Here is a 16,901-nt window from a genome sequence, read left to right on the forward strand (position 1 = left end):
CGTGAACGACGCCTCGTCCGCTTTTCCATCGTCGGAGCATTCGCGCCGGGACGACCGACCGCTGGCGATTCTGCTGCTCGGCCCGACCGCCTCGGGCAAGACCGACAGCGCTATCGCGTTGCACGAGCGGCTGGGGGCCGAACTGATCAGCGTCGACTCCGCCATGGTCTACCGGGGCATGGATATCGGGACGGCCAAGCCGTCTCCGGCCGAGCTGGCGCGGGCGCCGCACCGGCTGATCGACATTCGCGATCCGGCGGAGATCTACACCGCCGCTGATTTTCGCCGCGACGCCCTGATCGAGATGGAGAAGATCAGCGCCTGCGGCAAAATGCCGCTGCTGGTGGGCGGGACCATGATGTACGCCAAGCGTCTCGTCGAGGGGGTGGCCGCCATGCCCGCCGCCGACCCGCAACTGCGCGAGCGACTTCGTCGGCGCGGCGAGCGCGAGGGCTTCGAGACGCTCCACGCGGAACTCGCCCAAGTCGATCCCCAGGCCGCCGAGGCGATCCATCCGCGCAACCGGCAACGCCTGATCCGGGCGCTCGAGGTGTTTCGGCTCAGTGGCGTGACGCTCTCCGAGCACTGGCGGCGCCAGCAGCAGGAAAACTTTCCCTGGCGACTGTTGTCCATAGCTCTCGCGCCTGCCGAGCGCAGCGTGCTGCACGAACGCATCGCACGGCGTTTCGATGCCATGCTCGCTGGTGGATTCGTCGCGGAAGTGGCTACATTGAAACAGCGGGGCGATCTCCACGCGGATCTGCCATCGATGCGCAGCGTCGGCTACAGGCAGGCTTGGGAGCATCTCGAAGGTGCCTATGATCGCGACGCGCTGCGTGAGCGTGGCATCGCCGCCACGCGTCAACTGGCCAAGCGTCAGTTGACCTGGTTGCGGCGCTGGCCCGATCTGCACTGGGTCGACAGCTGCGCACCGGACGTCGATGGGAAGATTGCGAAAATCGTGCGTGAGCACGGCAGTTAGCGTAAAATGGCGGGCTTCGTCCAGACCTATACTTGCGGCAAGCGATGCCGCCGGTGTGATGCCGAGTCAGAACGAATCGCCGCCCAACTAAAACAGCACTATTCATAACAGCATTAGGGAGAGCAACATGTCCAAAGGACAGTCCCTTCAGGATCCGTACCTGAACATTCTGCGCAAGGAGCGCATCCCGGTTTCCATTTTTCTGGTCAACGGCATCAAGTTGCAGGGTCAGATCGAGTCCTTCGATCAGTTCGTCATCCTGCTGCGCAACACCGTCAGTCAGATGGTCTACAAGCATGCCATTTCGACGGTCGTGCCGTCCCGTAACGTCCGGTTGCCGCCGCAGGATCCCAACGCAGCACCCGGACTCGATAGCTAATCGAGAGGTTGTGATTGTTTTTCGAACGTCCCGACGCCGGCGAAACGGCGATTCTGGTCCATGTGGACTTTCAGGACGAGCAGGAGCGCGAAGATCCGGGTGAACTCCTGGAACTGGTGCGCTCCGCCGGGGCGGAGTCGGCTACCCTGATTCAGGGCAGTCGGCGCCGCCCCGATCCTCGTTCCTTCATCGGCAGTGGCAAACTCGACGAGGTCAAGACCGCGCTCGAGGCCCATCATGCCGAACTGGTCATTTTCAATCATGCCCTGTCTCCCTCCCAGCAGCGTAACCTCGAGCGTACGCTCCAGTGTCGCGTGCTCGACAGAACGGGCCTGATTCTCGATATCTTCGCGCAGCGCGCGCGAACCCACGAAGGCAAGCTCCAGGTCGAGCTGGCCCAGCTCGAATACATGTCCACGCGCCTGGTGAGAGGGTGGACGCACCTGGAGCGGCAGAAGGGCGGTATCGGTCTGCGCGGGCCCGGCGAGACCCAGCTCGAGACCGACCGTCGCCTGCTGCGTGGCCGGATCAAGTCGATCCACAAGCGCCTCGACAAGGTACGCAAGCAGCGCGATCAGAACCGCCGTGCCAGAGCGCGGGCGGAGGTGCCCAGCGTGTCGCTGGTGGGTTACACCAACGCTGGCAAATCGACCCTGTTCAACTCGATCACCGCCTCCGAGGTGTACGCCGCCGATCAGCTGTTCGCCACGCTCGATCCGACCCTGCGCCGGCTCGACGTGCCGGATGTTGGCGACGTGGTGCTGGCGGACACGGTCGGGTTCATCCGGCACCTGCCGCACAAGCTGGTCGAGGCGTTCCAGGCCACGCTGCAGGAGGCCACGGAGGCGAGCCTGATCGTCCACGTGATCGACGCGGCCGACCCTGATCGCGAGCTCAATGTCGCCCAGGTCGACAGCGTGCTGTCGGAGATCGACGCCGATGAAGTGCCCCGGCTGCTGGTAATGAACAAGATCGACCTGCTGGGAACGTCGCCGCGTATCGAGCGCGACGAGCATGGATTCCCCCAGGTCGTATGGCTTTCCGCCCGCGACGGCGAGGGACTCGAGCTGCTGCGCGAGGCGCTCGGCGAGTGGCTGGCCGAGGATATCCTGGATATCCGCTTGACGCTGACACCCGAGCAGGGTCGACTACGAGCGGCGCTGCATGAATTGCAGGCGGTGCAGAACGAAGCGTTCGATGAACAAGGACATTCGAATCTGGAGATTCGCTTGCCCCGGCGGGAGTTTATGCAGATGATGGCTCGCTTGGGCGAACGCGCCGACGACTATTTACCCACCTCGGAAAAGACACCGGTTGCCGATTGGGAACGGGTTTGAGGTGACAAAAACGACGCAGGGGAGCTTCGTGGTCCGGGAACCGGACCCGAACGATGCAGGGTAACGAGGGTTCGATCTCGGTTCGAACAACCCTTTGCACGCGAGTGCAACGCCACGGCGGCTCACGCTCCCGATGCCATGCGTAATGCTTCGGCCTGACGCAACGCTTTGATCGCATCATTGGAGACTAGGTATGGCTTGGAATGAGCCTGGTGGTGGCAACAACCAGCAGGACCCCTGGGGCGGCGGAGGGGGCCGGCGTCCGAGTGGTAATGGTGGCAACAACGGTGGCGGCAATCAGGGGCCGCCGGACCTCGATGAAGCGCTGAAGAAATTTCAGGACAAGATCAATCGTCTGCTGGGCGGGCGCGGCAAGCGTTCGGGCTCCGGGGGCGGGGATAGCGGCGGTAGCGGTGGCGGCAAGCGCAACCCGTTCGTGCTGCCGATCCTGGTGCTGATCGTTGCGGCCGTGATCTGGGCCGGTTCGGGTTTCCACCTGATCGACCAGTCCGAGCGCGGCGTGGTGTTCCGTCTCGGCAAGTACACCGACACCTTGAATCCCGGCCTGCACTGGAATCCGCCGATCATCGATCGGGTGGACAACGTCAACGTGACCAGCATTCGCTCCGCCACGCAGACGGACTCGATGCTGACCAGCGACGAGAATATCGTTCGCGTCAGCGTGTCGACCCAGTATGTGGTGAGCGATGCGCATGCCTTCCTGGTCAACGTCAACGAGCCGGAAATGACGCTGCAGAACGCGATGGATTCCGCCCTGCGCCAGGAAGTGGGCAACATGCATCTGCAGGAGATTCTCACCACTGGCCGGGATCGGCTGGGGCAGCGCATCTTCGATCGCCTGACCGCCTACATGGACGCCTACGGCACTGGCCTGCGCCTGCAGACGGTCAACGTCGAATCGACGGCGCCACCGGACCAGGTCCAGAATGCCTTCGACGACGTCATCCGCGCCCGCGAGGAGCGTCAACGCTCGATCAACCAGGCCAATGCCTACAGCCAGGCCGTCGTGCTCGAGGCCAAGGGTCAGAAACAGCGGCTGGTCGAGGAGGCCAACGGCTACAAGGCGGCCATCGTGTCGGATGCCACCGGCCAGACCAATCGCTTCAACTCGCTGCTGGGCGAATACCGCCAGGCACCGGACGTGACCCGGCAACGCCTCTATCTGGAAACCATCAGCCAGGTGCTGAGCAATACGCCGAAGGCGCTCGTCGACCTGGGTGACAGCAATGCCGTGACGGTACTGCCGCTCAACCAGATGCAGGCGGGTGGCAATGCCAGTGGCAAAAGCGGTTCATCTTCGATGAGCATGCAGCAGCTCGAACAGATATCACGCCAGGTAGTCGATCACATGAACAGTGGCTCGCAGCAGCCGACGCGTAGTTCCAGCCTGCGGGAGGGTCGCTAATGTTTAATAACCGCGCCCTGATTGGCGTCATCATCCTGGCCTTGCTGGCATGGTTCGCCAGCGCCAGTTTCTACGTCGTCAACGAGACCGAACGCGCCATCAAGCTGCGTTTTGGTGAAGTGATCGAAAACGATATCGGCCCCGGCCTGCATTTCAAGCTGCCGGTGTTCAACACGGTTCGTATCTTCGACGTCCGCGTGCAGACGGTGGACTCCAGTGCGACGCGCTACCTGACTGCCGACTCCAAGGCGGTGATCGTCGACTCCTTCGTGAAATGGAAGATAGCCGACCCGCAGCAGTTCTACGAAGCGACCCGGGGCAATATCCAGGTCGCCGAGAACCTGATCGCGCCGCGAACCGACGAAGCGCTGCGCAACAAGTTCGGTCAGACTGAGATGTCATCCATCATCCAGGAGCGGATCGCGGCAGAGAGCGACAACCAGCAACTGGTGGGAGAGGACAAGGGGGCCGATACCGTCGAGGGTGCCCGGGAAGAGCTCATGGTCGAACCGGTGCAACAGCTCGATCAGGCCATGCGCGACGAGCTTGGCGTCCATATCCTCGACATCCGCGTCAAGCGTATCGAGCTGCCGCCCGAAGTGACCCAGGCCGTCTACGAGCGGATGAACTCGGAGCGCGAGCGCGCCGCGCGGACCTATCGTGCGGAGGGCTCTCAGCAGGCCGAGGCGATCCGTGCCGATGCCGACCGTCAGCGCCAGGAAATTCTGGCGAATGGACGTCAGGAAGCGGAGACCACGCGGGGTGAGGGCGATGCCCAGGCGGCGAAGATCTACGCCAGTGCCTATCAGCAGGCACCGGATTTCTTCTCCTTCTACCGCTCGATGCAGGCCTATCGCGACAGCTTCAGTGGCGAAGGAAAGGATCTGCTGGTGTTGAGCCCCGACAACAGTGACTTCTTCCGCTATCTGAAGAATCCGACCCCTGACGGGACCTCGGCGCCGTGAGTGGCATCAACCGCGAATAGTGCGGAAAACGGACGCCCGCGGGATTTTTCCGCGGGCGTTTCGTGGTAACATCGCCTAGCCGGGTTTCGCCCGGCTTTTTTGTGCGGCCTGTATCGGTGCCATCACTCTCGGCGACGCCGAGCCAGGCGCAGGCGCGAGTCCGGGATGCGCCGCGGGGCCACGCCCCATGGCGCCTCGGCCGCGACTATCACGGGGTGGGCAAGTTCGCCTTGGCACCCGATCACTACCGAATCACCGCTTGGCAGGACAAGCTCATGACGATCGCTGACCGCTGGTTGCTTCCCGACGGCATGGATGAAATATTGCCGCCGCAGGCGACCCGGATGGAGGAGTTGCGTCGGACGCTGCTCGACCTGTACGACCGCTGGGGCTACGACCTCGTCATGCCGCCGCCGGTCGAGTTTCTCGATTCTCTGCTGACGGGCACGGGCACGGATCTGGATCTGCAGACGTTCAAGCTGACCGACCAGTTGACCGGTCGGATGATGGGGGCCAGCGCCGACGTCACGCCGCAGGTGGCGCGGATGGATGCCCATTCGCTGAAGCGTCAGGGTCCGGTTCGACTCTGTTACTGCACGACCGTGCTGCGCGCTCAGGCCGACAAGCACCAGGGCGGGCGGAGTCCGATGCAGGTCGGCGTCGAGCTCTTCGGCCATGCCGGTCTCGACGCCGATTTGGAGGTGCTGAGGCTGGCGCTCTCCAGCCTGGAAGCGGCGGGCGCCAGCGAGATCCATCTGGCCCTGAGCCACATCGCGATCTATCGCGAACTGGTGCGCGGCATCGGCTGGAACGAAGAGGTCGAGCGGGCGTTTTTCGACGCCATCGAGCGCAAGGCGTACGTCGTCATCGACGAGCTGGTCGCCGCGAACGTCGCGGACCCGGGCCTGGCGCGGATGCTCGGCGAGCTGCCCAGGCTACATGGCGGCGCGGAGATTCTCGAGCACGCCAGGCTGGCACTGGCCGATGCGCCGGACGCCGTGCGGGAAGCCCTCGACCAGTTGGTGCGGTTGCATCGTGGCGTGGTGGCGGAGCACCCCGAGGTCTCTTTCTACTTCGATCTGGCCGAGCTTCGTGGCTATCAGTATCACACCGGGATGGTGTTTGCCGCCTACGTGCCGGGTTACGGCCAGGCACTGAGCAAGGGCGGGCGCTACGACGATACCGGGAAGGCCTTCGGTCGAGCTCGCCCAGCTACCGGTTTTTCCATGGATCTCAAACAGTTGGCGACCCTGGCCGAGCGCGAGCCGCCAACCGATGGCATCTGGGCGCCGAACCGCGAGGATGCGGCGCTGAACGACGCCATCAATCGCCTAAGGGCACAGGGAGAGCGCGTGATCCAGGCACTGCCCGACCAGCGGACCGGTCCGGGTGCACACCGATGCAATCGCCATTTGGTGCTCCAGGAGGGAGAGTGGCGTACCGAGCCGCTGGATTGACCGATGACGGCGAGATGCCGACAAGGTGACAGCGAATGGATCGCGACGAACGACGGGATCGCGACGGGTTGATCAAGAGACGAGAGCAATGGGCAAGAACGTAGTCGTATTGGGTACTCAGTGGGGCGATGAGGGCAAGGGCAAGGTCGTCGATCTGCTGACCGAGTCCGCCAGTGCCGTGGTGCGGTTCCAGGGTGGACACAACGCCGGCCACACGCTGGTGATCGATGGTCAGAAGACGGTTCTGCACCTGATTCCCTCCGGCGTGTTGCGCGACGACAAGATCTGCGTGATCGGCAACGGCGTGGTGCTGTCGCCGGAAGCGTTGATCGAGGAGATCAAGGAGCTGGAGGCCAAGGACGTGCCGGTGCGCAAGCGCCTGCGGTTGTCGCCTGCCTGTCCGCTGATCCTGCCGTACCACGTCCGTCTCGACCAGGCGCGCGAGAAGGCCCGCGGGATCGCCAAGATCGGCACCACCGGTCGCGGCATCGGCCCGGCGTACGAGGACAAGGTCGCGCGACGTGGCCTGCGGCTCGGCGACATGCTGCATCGCGAGCGTTTCGCGTCAAAACTGGGCGAGGTGCTCGACTACCACAACTTCGTGCTCACCCGCTATCACGGCGAGCCGGCGGTCGATTTCCAGGAAGTGCTGGATCAGGCGATGGCCTTCGCTGAAGAGCTGCGGCCAATGGTCTGCGACACGGTCTCTCTGGTGCACGACATCCGCAAGTCCGGCGAGAACATTCTGTTCGAGGGGGCCCAGGGCTCGCTGCTGGACATCGATCACGGTACCTATCCGTACGTCACCAGTTCCAACACCACCGCCGGCGGCACCGCGACCGGTTCCGGTGTGGGTCCGCTCTATCTCGACTACGTGCTGGGCATCACCAAGGCCTACACGACCCGAGTGGGGTCCGGTCCTTTCCCCACCGAGCTGTTCGACGAATTCGGTCGGCACCTGGCGGAGAAGGGCCACGAGTTCGGCGCCACCACCGGGCGGGCGCGACGCTGTGGCTGGTTCGACGCCGTGGCGCTGCGGCATGCGGTGCAGATCAACTCGGTATCGGGTATCTGCCTGACCAAGCTCGATGTCCTCGATGGCCTCGAGAACATCCGGGTCTGTGTCGGCTATCGCAGCAAGGATGGCGAGACCATCGACAATCCCGTCGACTCCGAGGGATACGAGGTGATCGAGCCGCTCTATCACGATCTGCCGGGCTGGAACGAGTCGACCATCGGTGCACGCAGCATCGATGATCTGCCGGCGAACGCGCGGGCGTATATCGCCTTTCTCGAGAAGGAGGTGGGGACGCCGATCGATATCATCTCCACCGGCCCCGACCGTAACGAGACGATCGTGTTGCGCAATCCGTTCGACTGATGCCCCGTGCTGGACGATGACCCCGACGACAAGACCCGCTGCCTTGGCAGCGGGTCTCGTCGTTGGTGGGGCGGCGTTGATGCCGACGCCGCGCGTTCACCACGCGTTATCTGCCACAGGCCGGCGCTCACCCAGGTGGCGTTGACAGTCGACTCGTGGGGCCACGGCCCTGCCGTTCGCCGATCAGCGCCTTGTCTGGCCTGTCGATTCCTCGGGCAGCACTCAGGTTGCCTGGCCAGCGGCATCGGCGACATCCGTATCCTCGAGTAGATCCTGCAACGTTCTGATGGCGGTTTCGCTGTCGCTCTCCATCACGCCATCGAGCCAGATCATTGCCTGCTGTTGATCGACGAACGCCACGCCCCGCGCCTGGAGGTAGGCCTGGGCCAGCGACACGCGGGCGGATCGGTGTCCCTGGCGTGCCGCATCGACCAGCAGTCGGGCGCCCTTGTGGGTATCGCGCGGCAACACCTCGCCACTGAGATAGGCGCGACCCAGCGCCGCCTCGGCACCGGCGTGGCCAGTGTCGGCCGCCGCCGTCAGCAGCTGCCTGCCGCGGGCCACGTCCTGGGCGATACCGCCTTGTCCCTCGAGATAAGCCGCACCGAGCGCAGCTTTCGCAGAAACGTTGCCTTTGTCGGAGGCGCGGGAGAGCCACTCGATGGCCTGGGCCGAGTCCTGGCCGACGCCATTGCCCTCCAGATAGGCCTGCCCCAGGACACGCTGGGCATTATCGTCGCCGCGCTGCGCCGCGCGCTCCAGATAGCGCACGCCCTTGGCGGGATCGGCGGCGACACCGGTACCGTTCAGGTAGGCCTCGCCGAGGGTCACGCCGGCGGAGCCGTGGCCGGCGTTGGCGGCCCGGGTCAGTAGCCTGACGCCGCGTTGTGGATCGGCGGTGACGCCGTCGCCGGTCAGCAGCATCCCGCCCAGGTCGGCTTCGGCGCCGACATGGCCAGCGGCAATCGCACGTTCGAAATAGTTGGCGGCGCGCGCCTTGTCGACGGCGACCCCGCGACCGTCGGCATACATTCGGCCGAGCGAGGCGGTGGCGCCGGGATGGCCTTCGTCGGCGGCGCGTGACAACCATTGCCTGGCGCTGGCGTCATCGGCGCGAACGCCTTGACCACCGAGATAGGCGCGACCCAGGTCCGCCATGGCCGGTACCTGGCCCATCCGGGCGGCGCGAATCAGGTCATCGATGTTGCCCTGCTCGCCACTGGCGCGATAGGTGCGCGCCAGCGCCTGCTCAGCGGAAGGGTGGCCGGCGCGGGCGGCACGTTGCAGCCAGCGTTCGGCGCGGTTCAGGTCCGGTGGCACGCCGACCCCGTCACGGTAGGCGCGGCCGAGCACGACCATGGCGTAGGCGTCGCCCTGATCGGCGGCTTGCTCCAGCAGCCTGACGCCCTGGTGATCCCTGCCGGGCAGCTTGCCCTCGAGGATGCCCTGACCGAGCCGGGTCTTGGCGGTGGTGTCGTCGGGGTCCTGCTCGATGGCTCGGTGCAGCCACTGCTGCGCCTTGGCTGGGTCGCGCTGGACTCCCTCACCGTCCAGGTAGGCGATCCCCAGGGTCCGGGCGGCACCGCTCTGATTCTGATCGGCCGCCTCGCTCAATAGCGAGACGCCGCGTTGCGGGTCGGCCGGCGTGCCCTCGCTCTCGAGGCAGGCTTGGCCTAGGCGCGCCGTGGCATAGGGATGCCCCAGTTCGTGGGCACGTTCGAGATATTCGATGCCCTGTCTCGGCTGAGCCTGGAGCCGATCTCCCTCGAGATAGAGATTGCCCAGCAGGGCGAGGGCGTAGGCGTCGTCGTGCTGTGCCGCCCGCTGCAGCAGCGCGACCCCGCGCTGGAGACTTGGCGACAGGACGTCTCCCGCCACGTAGGCCTGGCCCAGCGTGCGGGCGGCATCGAGCTGGCCCTGCCGGGCGGCTTCCGACAGCCACTTTTCGGCCAGGCCCGGATTGGGCTCGATCTGACCTTGGCCCAGATAGGCCTGGCCCAGCCAGTAGGCAGCGTCCACATTGCCGGACTCCGCCGCGCGCCGGAGCATGTCCAGCCCCTGGGCGGGATTCTGCTGCGTGACCAGCAGGTGGCCGGCGGCCGCCAGCGCTTGCGGGTCACCGCTGTCGGCGGCACGGATCAGCCACTGCTGCTGGCGTGCCGGCTGGGGCAGCAGACCGTCTTCGGCGTAAGCGCGCGAAAGCGCCAGCATCGCGCCAACGTCGCCGCTCTCGGCGCGCGGCGTCATTGCCTGGGCGTAGCGTTCGGCGTAGGCCCGTGCCTGGCTCGGGTTGCTATCGAAAGCCCCGCCCGGCGCGTAGTTCTCGGCCAGGGCCTGGAGCGCGCGCGGCTCATTCAGCGCCGCCGCCTGTTCCAACTGGAGGCGCGCTCCGTCGACGTCACGCGCGACGCCTTCTCCGGCCAGCTGCATTTCGGCGATCTCGATGCGCGCACTGGGGTTGCCATCGTGAGCGACCGCCTGTTGAAACAGGTTCCACGCCAGGGCGGGGTCCTTCTTGACCCCGTCGCCGGCGCGGTAGAGCCGGCCCAGTTTCAACGAGGCGTTGTCGAGGCCGCTGAACTCATAGGGAACGGCCTGGCGATAGTAGTGCGCCGCCATCGCCGGATCGCGGGGTACGCCGGTCGCGTCGTCGTAGATTCGAGCCAGCTCGTAGCTGGCCTCGGGATGGGTGACCGCCATCGGCTTGAGCAGTGCGATGGCCTCGAGACTCTGCCCCTTGGCTTCGAGGCTGCGGATGTACTCCACCCGGTTCCAGTCGGTGGAGGGCATCGACTCGACGTAGTGATGGGCGAACAGCTCCTGGTCCTTGGCGGCGATCGGTTGCGTCTGGGCAGGTTGCTGGCTCGCGCAGGCGGTCAGCATCACCACCGATGCCAGGCCCAGCATGAAGCGACTGCCAGCGCGGCGGCGTGTCACTGGCAGGTCTTTGCGGGTGGAAGGGGGCGTCGGTCTGGTCATGTGAATCTCTCCTTCGGGGGCAGGCCCGGCCTCCGTCCCTGGAGCGGGCCAAGATGGGTCAGGGGTTGAGCTCGAGGCTCGAATGCGGGTGTCGGGATTGGCGGCGTGATCACGCGTCGGGCTCGAAGGCGGCAAGTTCCGCCCTGTCGGGTTCCGGTAGCGCCCGAGGCTGGGCCTGCGGAGCCATGAAATAGAAGGTGACGTAGCCGCCGGCACTGCGGTTGTCGATGGGCCGTTTCTGGCTGACGTAGTGGGCGACCCTGTCGTCGTCGTGGTGACTGAGATAGATCTCCATCCAGGCGAGATACTGCTCGTCGTCGAGGAAGCCGTAGTACTGTGCGTGGGTAGCCAGGTCCCCCAGCGCCGCCGGATCGTCGAACGTATCCAGGGCGAACTGGACGGCGTCGTCGATGGTGTGGCCGTGGTATTCGAAGTCGAACAGGTCGTAACCCTGGCGATAGGCGACCTGCATGATGGTGACCAGATAGAGCAGGGCGTAATTCTGGTAGTGGCTGGCGCGGCGGCCGCGAGCCATCTCGTGGGGCAAGGCGCCGCGTGGGGTCAGGTCGTTGAGCGCCGAGTAGACGGCGCTGACGCCGAACTGGAACAGCTCATCGTCTTCCGTCAGCACGCCGATCATGCTGGCGTAGAGCGCGCGACGATAGAAGTGGTTGTTGCAACAGCTCGGGTCCCCGCCACGGATGGAGGCGTGCTTGTGGGCCAGGGTGTTGAGCCAGTGGTCGATACGCTCGATCGCCTCCGGACGCTTGTCCGCGACCGCCGGACGCACGACCGAATAGGCGAGCGCGGCGGCAAACATCATCGATTCGGTCGAGTACCAGCCCTGGGGTTCCAGGCGATCGTAGTAGAACTGGCTCAGCGCGTCGTGAGTCGCCCACTTGTCCAGGAACCGAACCAGGCAGTCGGCGTAGTAGTCGTCACCGGAGGCGACATACGAGCCGGCCAGGTTGGAGACGGTATCCTCGAAATCGAACAGCGGCTCGGAGGCCAGCTCCCACGCCTTGGGCTGCGGATAGTAGCCGGGGATCCGGATGACGCTGTCCAGCGCCGGCTTGGAAAGCTCCTGACGACAGCTCGGACCCTGCTCGAGTTGATCCCGGTTGTACTGCAGCAGGTCGTTGTCGGTGCGCTGCAGCAAGGCCATGCGCGCCTTGACGTCGAAATAGGACGCATCCGGATCGGTGACTGTGTACTCGGACAGATCCAGCTTCTGGCGCTGGGCGAAGCTCATCGTCTCGTCCGCCTCGGCGGGCCGGTCCGTCGGCGTCGGTTCGACCGCCTGTGCCGACAGGGCCGAGCCGAGGGTCGCCAGACCCAGGACGAGAACGAGGCTGTGACGCAGGCCGGGTCGGCCCGCGATTGGCATCCGGTTCATGATAATCGACTCCCTGTCGATAGGATGGATCACCCCTTCGGGGTCATCAGCGTGAAATCGGCGAAATCGACGGTCTGGTCCCGAGGCGTGCGCCAATCGCTGCCATGGCCGCCGAAGAAGGTCGAGAACATCAGCCCGTCGATGTGCACCTCATCCGTGGTGCGATAGACGATGCCCTGCTGTTCCAGTGTCGGCTGGCCGTCGATCCAGACTCGCGCAATGCCGTTCTTCCGCTCGGGATCGTTGAGCACGATCTCCTCCTCGACGGTGACCCACTGTCCCGGCGTGAAGTGCCAGCGGCCCCGGCCCACCGATTCGCCGTAGTCGGAGTCCTTGTTGACGACATACTCGTAGAGTTCGCCCTGTCCCTGCTTGCGCCACATGAACCGCATCGAGAAGCCGTTCTTGCCGGTGACTTCGTCGCCGCCGGTAGGGCCATCGCCGCCGTACAGCCCCGGCAGCTTGCCACCCTTGACGAAATCGAAGCCGGCCGGGAAGCGCACCCGGTAGCGCAGGCAGGCGCGATCGGCCTGACGCAGCGCCGGCACCGGCACCACGAAACCGGCGCCGCCCTCTTCGGCGTCGCTGGGCGACGACGTGCCCGCGGGATAGTTGACACGCAGGGCAGGGCTGCCAAGACCGCTTTCGGTGCTGTCCAGGACCTGCAGGTTCTGCTCGCCCCAGCGACGCTGGCCAGCCAGGTTGTCCTTGATCCAGGCTTTGGGGTCGGCATTGTCATTCATCGCCAGGATCTGCACCGGCGCATAGCGGGATGAGCAGGCGCTGGCCTGCGGCTGGGTGAGCGAGTGATCGCTGTCCGCCTGGGCGGGAAGCGAGGCCAGTGTCAACGCGCCAGCGACCAGAATCGCCGAACCCAGCGGGCGCCGCCGGCGAGGTTGGCTATTGTCGAGCTTGGCTGGAATCATGTTCGTCTCCTTGGCGAGAGTGGCGCTTCGTGAATGGCTAGGTGATGTTCGAGTTCATGACACGATCAGTTCATGGCGCTCTTCATGCCGTCGGCGGCGCGGCCCCACAGTGACTGAACGCCCTGAGCCATGGCGCGGCCGGCCTGGTAGGTCCATTCGGCAGCGGTATCGAGCATCGGGGCATCGGTGAAGCGCACGTCGACCGGCGTGCCTACGGTGCTTGCCGGCAGCGGCGATTCCGGCACCAGCAGCACGCTGGCCACGTTTTGCTGTTGACGCACCCAGTCGGGGAAGCCGGCGCGCGGCTGACGCTCGACGTCGAGGGCGACGCTGCGCACGCGAGCGGGAATCGGCTCCGAGGCGTTGGGCAGGGCGATGTAAGCCTTCTGGTGGTTCTCGATATCGCCGATGTCCTCCATATGCACCAGCGCCTCGACCATCACGTCGTTGTTGCTGGTACTGACCAGCGTCATGACGCGGTCGCCCTCGTTGACATAGGTACCGCCGGCGGCGCTGAGCGCCCAGGCGACCTCGCAGTCGCAGGGGCTGTAGATGGTGTTGGCCGCGACCCGCGCCTTGTAGGCGTCGATACGCGAGCTCTCGTAGTCCCGGGCCGTCTCGAACTGCTCGACCCGGGTCTTGGCAATTTCCGGTGACAGGGTTTCAAAACCCAGCTCGCCGTTGGCGGGATTGGAGGAGGTGGCCACGCTGACCTTGCTGTTGCCGGCGTCATCGAGGCTCTGCTGCAGGTTCTCGATCAAGCGCTTGTTGTAGTCGAACGAAGCCTGAGAGAGCAGCAGGTCGTTCTGCAGCTCGGCGTTGTTGACGTCGATCAGTGGCTGGTCGCGTTCGACCTTGTCACCGGCCTTGAGATCGAGATCCTTCAACTGGCCGGCGCCGGGGGCAAGGATGTCGGTGCGCGGCGCCGTCACCGCAGCGAAGCTCGGCTCGATCAGGAAAACGTTGCGATAGACGGTCGCGGCGACGGCAGCCGTCAGCACGCCGGCGGCGACCAGCAGGGCCAGGTAGCGGAACATCGGCACCCGGCGCTTGGGTCGGGTGGCCGGCGTCGCCACGTTGCTCCGGCGCTTGCGCGGCGTCTGGGCGTCCTGCGGATCGATCAGGCCATCGAGACTGACGTGGCGGCCGCTCATCTGGGCCCGAATCACCCGGCGCAGGATATCCCGTTGACGGGGTTCCATCCGGGTGAACTCGAAGGCGATGAGCTGCGAACGGCCTTCGCCGATTTCTCGCAGCGGACGCGCCGTGGCGGATAGGGCCAGTTCGATGCCGCTGGCGGTCAGCATCAGCGCCACGGGAATCTCGCGCTGGCGCTCGAGCGGCATCGAGGTCTCCGCCGAAAAACCACCCATCGAGAGATCGTGGCCCTTGGCCACATGGCCGTCGCCCAGGCGTACGTCGAAGGGCATCTCGACCCGAACGTGGCGGCGTTCGTCACGGCGCTCGTGGCGTAACTGGTCCGTGTCGTTGTGTTGATCTGACATGATGAAATCTCCTTGTCGAGTCCCTGACCTACTGGCTGTTCCGGGCCAGCAGTTGTGTTTTCTCGTGGGCTTCGCCGAGCACCAGTGACAACTTCGTCAGGCGGACCTCCTGTCCGCCGACCCGGAGTCGGCAGGGGCGCTGTTCGTCACACTGGAATCGGCCCGCCTCGGCGAGCGTGGTGCCGTCGGCAGTGAGCTGGGGGGCGAGATCGCCGGCGACCTGCAGCGTGGTCGGATCATCGGGGTCGCCGTAACCCTGAAGGCTGGCGCCTCGGATCTTGTCCAGCGAGGCGACCTGGTCGTTGAAGCCGGCATCGATCCGGAAGTGACCCGCCGGCAGCTGCACGCTGCCATCCTGCGGGGCATCGGCCAACGTCAGCGCGAGCCAGCGATTGTCGTGGCTGGCGCCGTGGTCGGTGGCCTCCGGCTGGGTGCCGACCATCGCCGCGAGCGAGAGCCGGTCCGCCGGTGCCATGATCCCGCCGAAGACGGCCAGCACGAAGATCAGCGCGCCAAAGTAGAGCGTGTGGATGAGGTGGCCGCCCAAGCGCTGGCGGCGCGCGGCACTCGGGTCTTCCGGCTCACCGGCCGAAATGCCCTGACGCGACCACTTCTGGCGATTGAAGCGAAAGCTGACGTAGGTCTTGAGAATCGCGCCGCTGAGCTGGTTGTAGTAGAGCATCGGCACCCACAGCGCGCTCCAGCGGCCACGCTGCCATGCCAGCACCAGGCTGGTGATGCCGCGGGTCATCAGGATCCAGAGCAGATAGGCGAAGATGAACGACGGGCGTACGAACAGGGTCAGCAGCACGGCGATGCACGGGCCGATCAGAGTGGTCCACATCGAAAGCCGCTGATCGACGAGGCTCCACCAGGTGTAGAAACCCATTCGCCGGGGGCCGAGCGCGATCGCGCGGCCGTTGGTGCGCAGCATGTTGCCGAACCAGCGACGCATCAGGTCTAGCGTCGACTTGAAGAAGCGCCGGCGATCCGGCAGTTCCTCGAAGCCGGTGACAGTGACATCCGGCAGATAGAGCATCTTCCAGCGATGCTTGAGCAGCCAGAACCAGGTCGACTTGTCGTCGCCGGAGAGGAACTTGAAGTTACCGAAACGCCAGTGCTCGACATGGTCGTTCTCGACCAGTTCGATGAACTCGGGCTGGGTGGCCAGGTCGGCGCGGAAGGCGCTGTAGCGGCCCGTCAGTACCAGCAGCCGTTCCGAGACGGAGGTCGAGCTCATGACCAGATGACGCTGGGCGTAGCGCAGGTCGTACCACTCCTTGGTCGCGTCGTTTCCGATCACCACGGCGTTGTTGTTGGTGGTGATCGCGCCCAGATCCTCTTTCGCCAGGAAGAACGACAGCGATCGCGCCAGCGTTCCCGGTTCGATGCGAATGTCGCCGTCCATGCTCACCAGCAGTGAACGGTGGGTCGGCATGCAGCGCGAGATGGCACGTAGCACCTCGGCCATGGCCGAGCGTTTGCCATCGCCCTTCTGGAACATGTAGCGGACACTGATATTGTCCGGCCAGCCGTGTTCGTCCATCACCTGATCGATGATGTCGACATCGCTGCGATCGGCGATCGCGGCGAACAGCGTGGTCGGCACGCCATAGTCGGCGGCATCGCGAATCAGGGCGTCGTAGACGGCGAAAGTGACTCCGGTGTCGATCCGGAAAGACGTGCACAGGATGTAGAGCGCGTCCGGTGTCTCGGTGGCACCGACGGCATCGGCCTGGGCTCGTAGCCGGGGAAACATGCGGCGGTTGTACCAGACCGAACGGATCGCCTGGACGAACCACCATGAGTAACGCCAGACGCCGATCAGGCCCACGGCGAAGATGAAGCTCTTCGAACCGGGATGGAAGACCTCGCCTGGCAGATGCGTTACCAGCAGCAGGACCAGCGTCGCGAGCAGCAGCATGACCGTGAATTCGGTTGCCACCGACGCCCTGCTGGGTCTGGCTCGGGTGTAGTTGATGTCGCTCATCGGATGTCCCTGAAATCTTCTGGGGTCGCTCGATGACGCGACGTTGCGGCGTCATTGAGCGACCCGGTCCCTTGCGCGTGACCACCGAATCTCGAGGGCAGACACGACGTTCCCGCGATCGACGCGGTGGCGCCGATGCAGATCGTGATCGAAAGGGGAGGTCGGCGGCCCTGCCGCC

Annotated in this window: 12 protein-coding genes; 7 read left to right on the plus strand and 5 right to left on the minus strand. The window is 65.2% G+C overall.

The window, feature by feature from the left end:
* Position 1 precedes the first annotated feature (1 nt).
* The 7 genes from miaA (at position 2) to AAGT95_RS12390 (ending at position 7,927) form a co-directional block, all read left to right on the plus strand.
* Positions 2-982 (plus strand): tRNA (adenosine(37)-N6)-dimethylallyltransferase MiaA, encoded by a 981-nt coding sequence (gene miaA, locus AAGT95_RS12360; RefSeq protein ID WP_342593975.1) that lies wholly within the window; start codon positions 2-4, stop codon positions 980-982.
* A gap of 127 nt (positions 983-1,109) precedes the next feature.
* Positions 1,110-1,361 (plus strand): RNA chaperone Hfq, encoded by a 252-nt coding sequence (gene hfq, locus AAGT95_RS12365; RefSeq protein ID WP_110600638.1) that lies wholly within the window; start codon positions 1,110-1,112, stop codon positions 1,359-1,361.
* Between the two features lie 14 nt (positions 1,362-1,375).
* A complete protein-coding gene (hflX, locus tag AAGT95_RS12370; protein WP_342593976.1) occupies positions 1,376-2,698 on the plus strand; it encodes a ribosome rescue GTPase HflX in 1,323 nt (440 codons plus the stop codon).
* Between the two features lie 193 nt (positions 2,699-2,891).
* Positions 2,892-4,124, plus strand: coding sequence for an FtsH protease activity modulator HflK (gene hflK, locus AAGT95_RS12375; protein WP_342593977.1), 1,233 nt, complete (start codon positions 2,892-2,894; stop codon positions 4,122-4,124).
* Positions 4,124-5,089: a protease modulator HflC gene (gene hflC / locus AAGT95_RS12380; protein ID WP_110600643.1), complete on the plus strand. Its 966-nt coding sequence runs from the start codon at positions 4,124-4,126 to the stop codon at positions 5,087-5,089. Before hflK ends, hflC begins: the two co-directional genes overlap by 1 nt.
* Positions 5,090-5,364: 275 nt before the next feature.
* Positions 5,365-6,546, plus strand: a complete 1,182-nt coding sequence (locus tag AAGT95_RS12385; protein ID WP_110601108.1) for an ATP phosphoribosyltransferase regulatory subunit — start codon at positions 5,365-5,367, stop codon at positions 6,544-6,546.
* An 88-nt stretch (positions 6,547-6,634) separates the two neighbouring features.
* Positions 6,635-7,927, plus strand: a complete 1,293-nt coding sequence (locus AAGT95_RS12390; RefSeq protein ID WP_110710196.1) for an adenylosuccinate synthase — start codon at positions 6,635-6,637, stop codon at positions 7,925-7,927.
* 222 nt (positions 7,928-8,149) lie between these two features.
* Here the strand turns inward: AAGT95_RS12390 and AAGT95_RS12395 are convergent, their stop codons facing one another.
* The 5 genes from AAGT95_RS12395 to AAGT95_RS12415 all read right to left on the minus strand — a co-directional run bounded on the left by AAGT95_RS12395 (position 8,150) and on the right by AAGT95_RS12415 (position 16,723).
* The gene (locus AAGT95_RS12395; protein ID WP_342593978.1) at positions 8,150-10,906 is read right to left on the minus strand and encodes a tetratricopeptide repeat protein; all 2,757 of its coding nucleotides are present in this window, start codon (positions 10,904-10,906) and stop codon (positions 8,150-8,152) included.
* A 109-nt stretch (positions 10,907-11,015) separates the two neighbouring features.
* Complete coding sequence (locus AAGT95_RS12400; RefSeq protein WP_342593979.1) at positions 11,016-12,302, minus strand: alginate lyase family protein; 1,287 nt, start codon at positions 12,300-12,302, stop codon at positions 11,016-11,018.
* 29 nt (positions 12,303-12,331) lie between these two features.
* Positions 12,332-13,228 carry a polysaccharide lyase gene (locus AAGT95_RS12405; protein WP_110600648.1) on the minus strand — a complete coding sequence of 299 codons (897 nt, stop codon included), beginning with the start codon at positions 13,226-13,228 and terminating at the stop codon, positions 12,332-12,334.
* Positions 13,229-13,293: 65 nt separating this feature from the next.
* Complete coding sequence (locus tag AAGT95_RS12410; RefSeq protein ID WP_110600650.1) at positions 13,294-14,733, minus strand: HlyD family efflux transporter periplasmic adaptor subunit; 1,440 nt, start codon at positions 14,731-14,733, stop codon at positions 13,294-13,296.
* Positions 14,734-14,761: 28 nt separating this feature from the next.
* Complete coding sequence (locus AAGT95_RS12415; RefSeq protein ID WP_342593980.1) at positions 14,762-16,723, minus strand: glycosyltransferase; 1,962 nt, start codon at positions 16,721-16,723, stop codon at positions 14,762-14,764.
* Between the last annotated feature and the right edge of the window lie 178 nt (positions 16,724-16,901).

Source organism: Salinicola lusitanus (assembly GCF_038648475.1).
Lineage (GTDB): Bacteria > Pseudomonadota > Gammaproteobacteria > Pseudomonadales > Halomonadaceae > Salinicola > Salinicola lusitanus.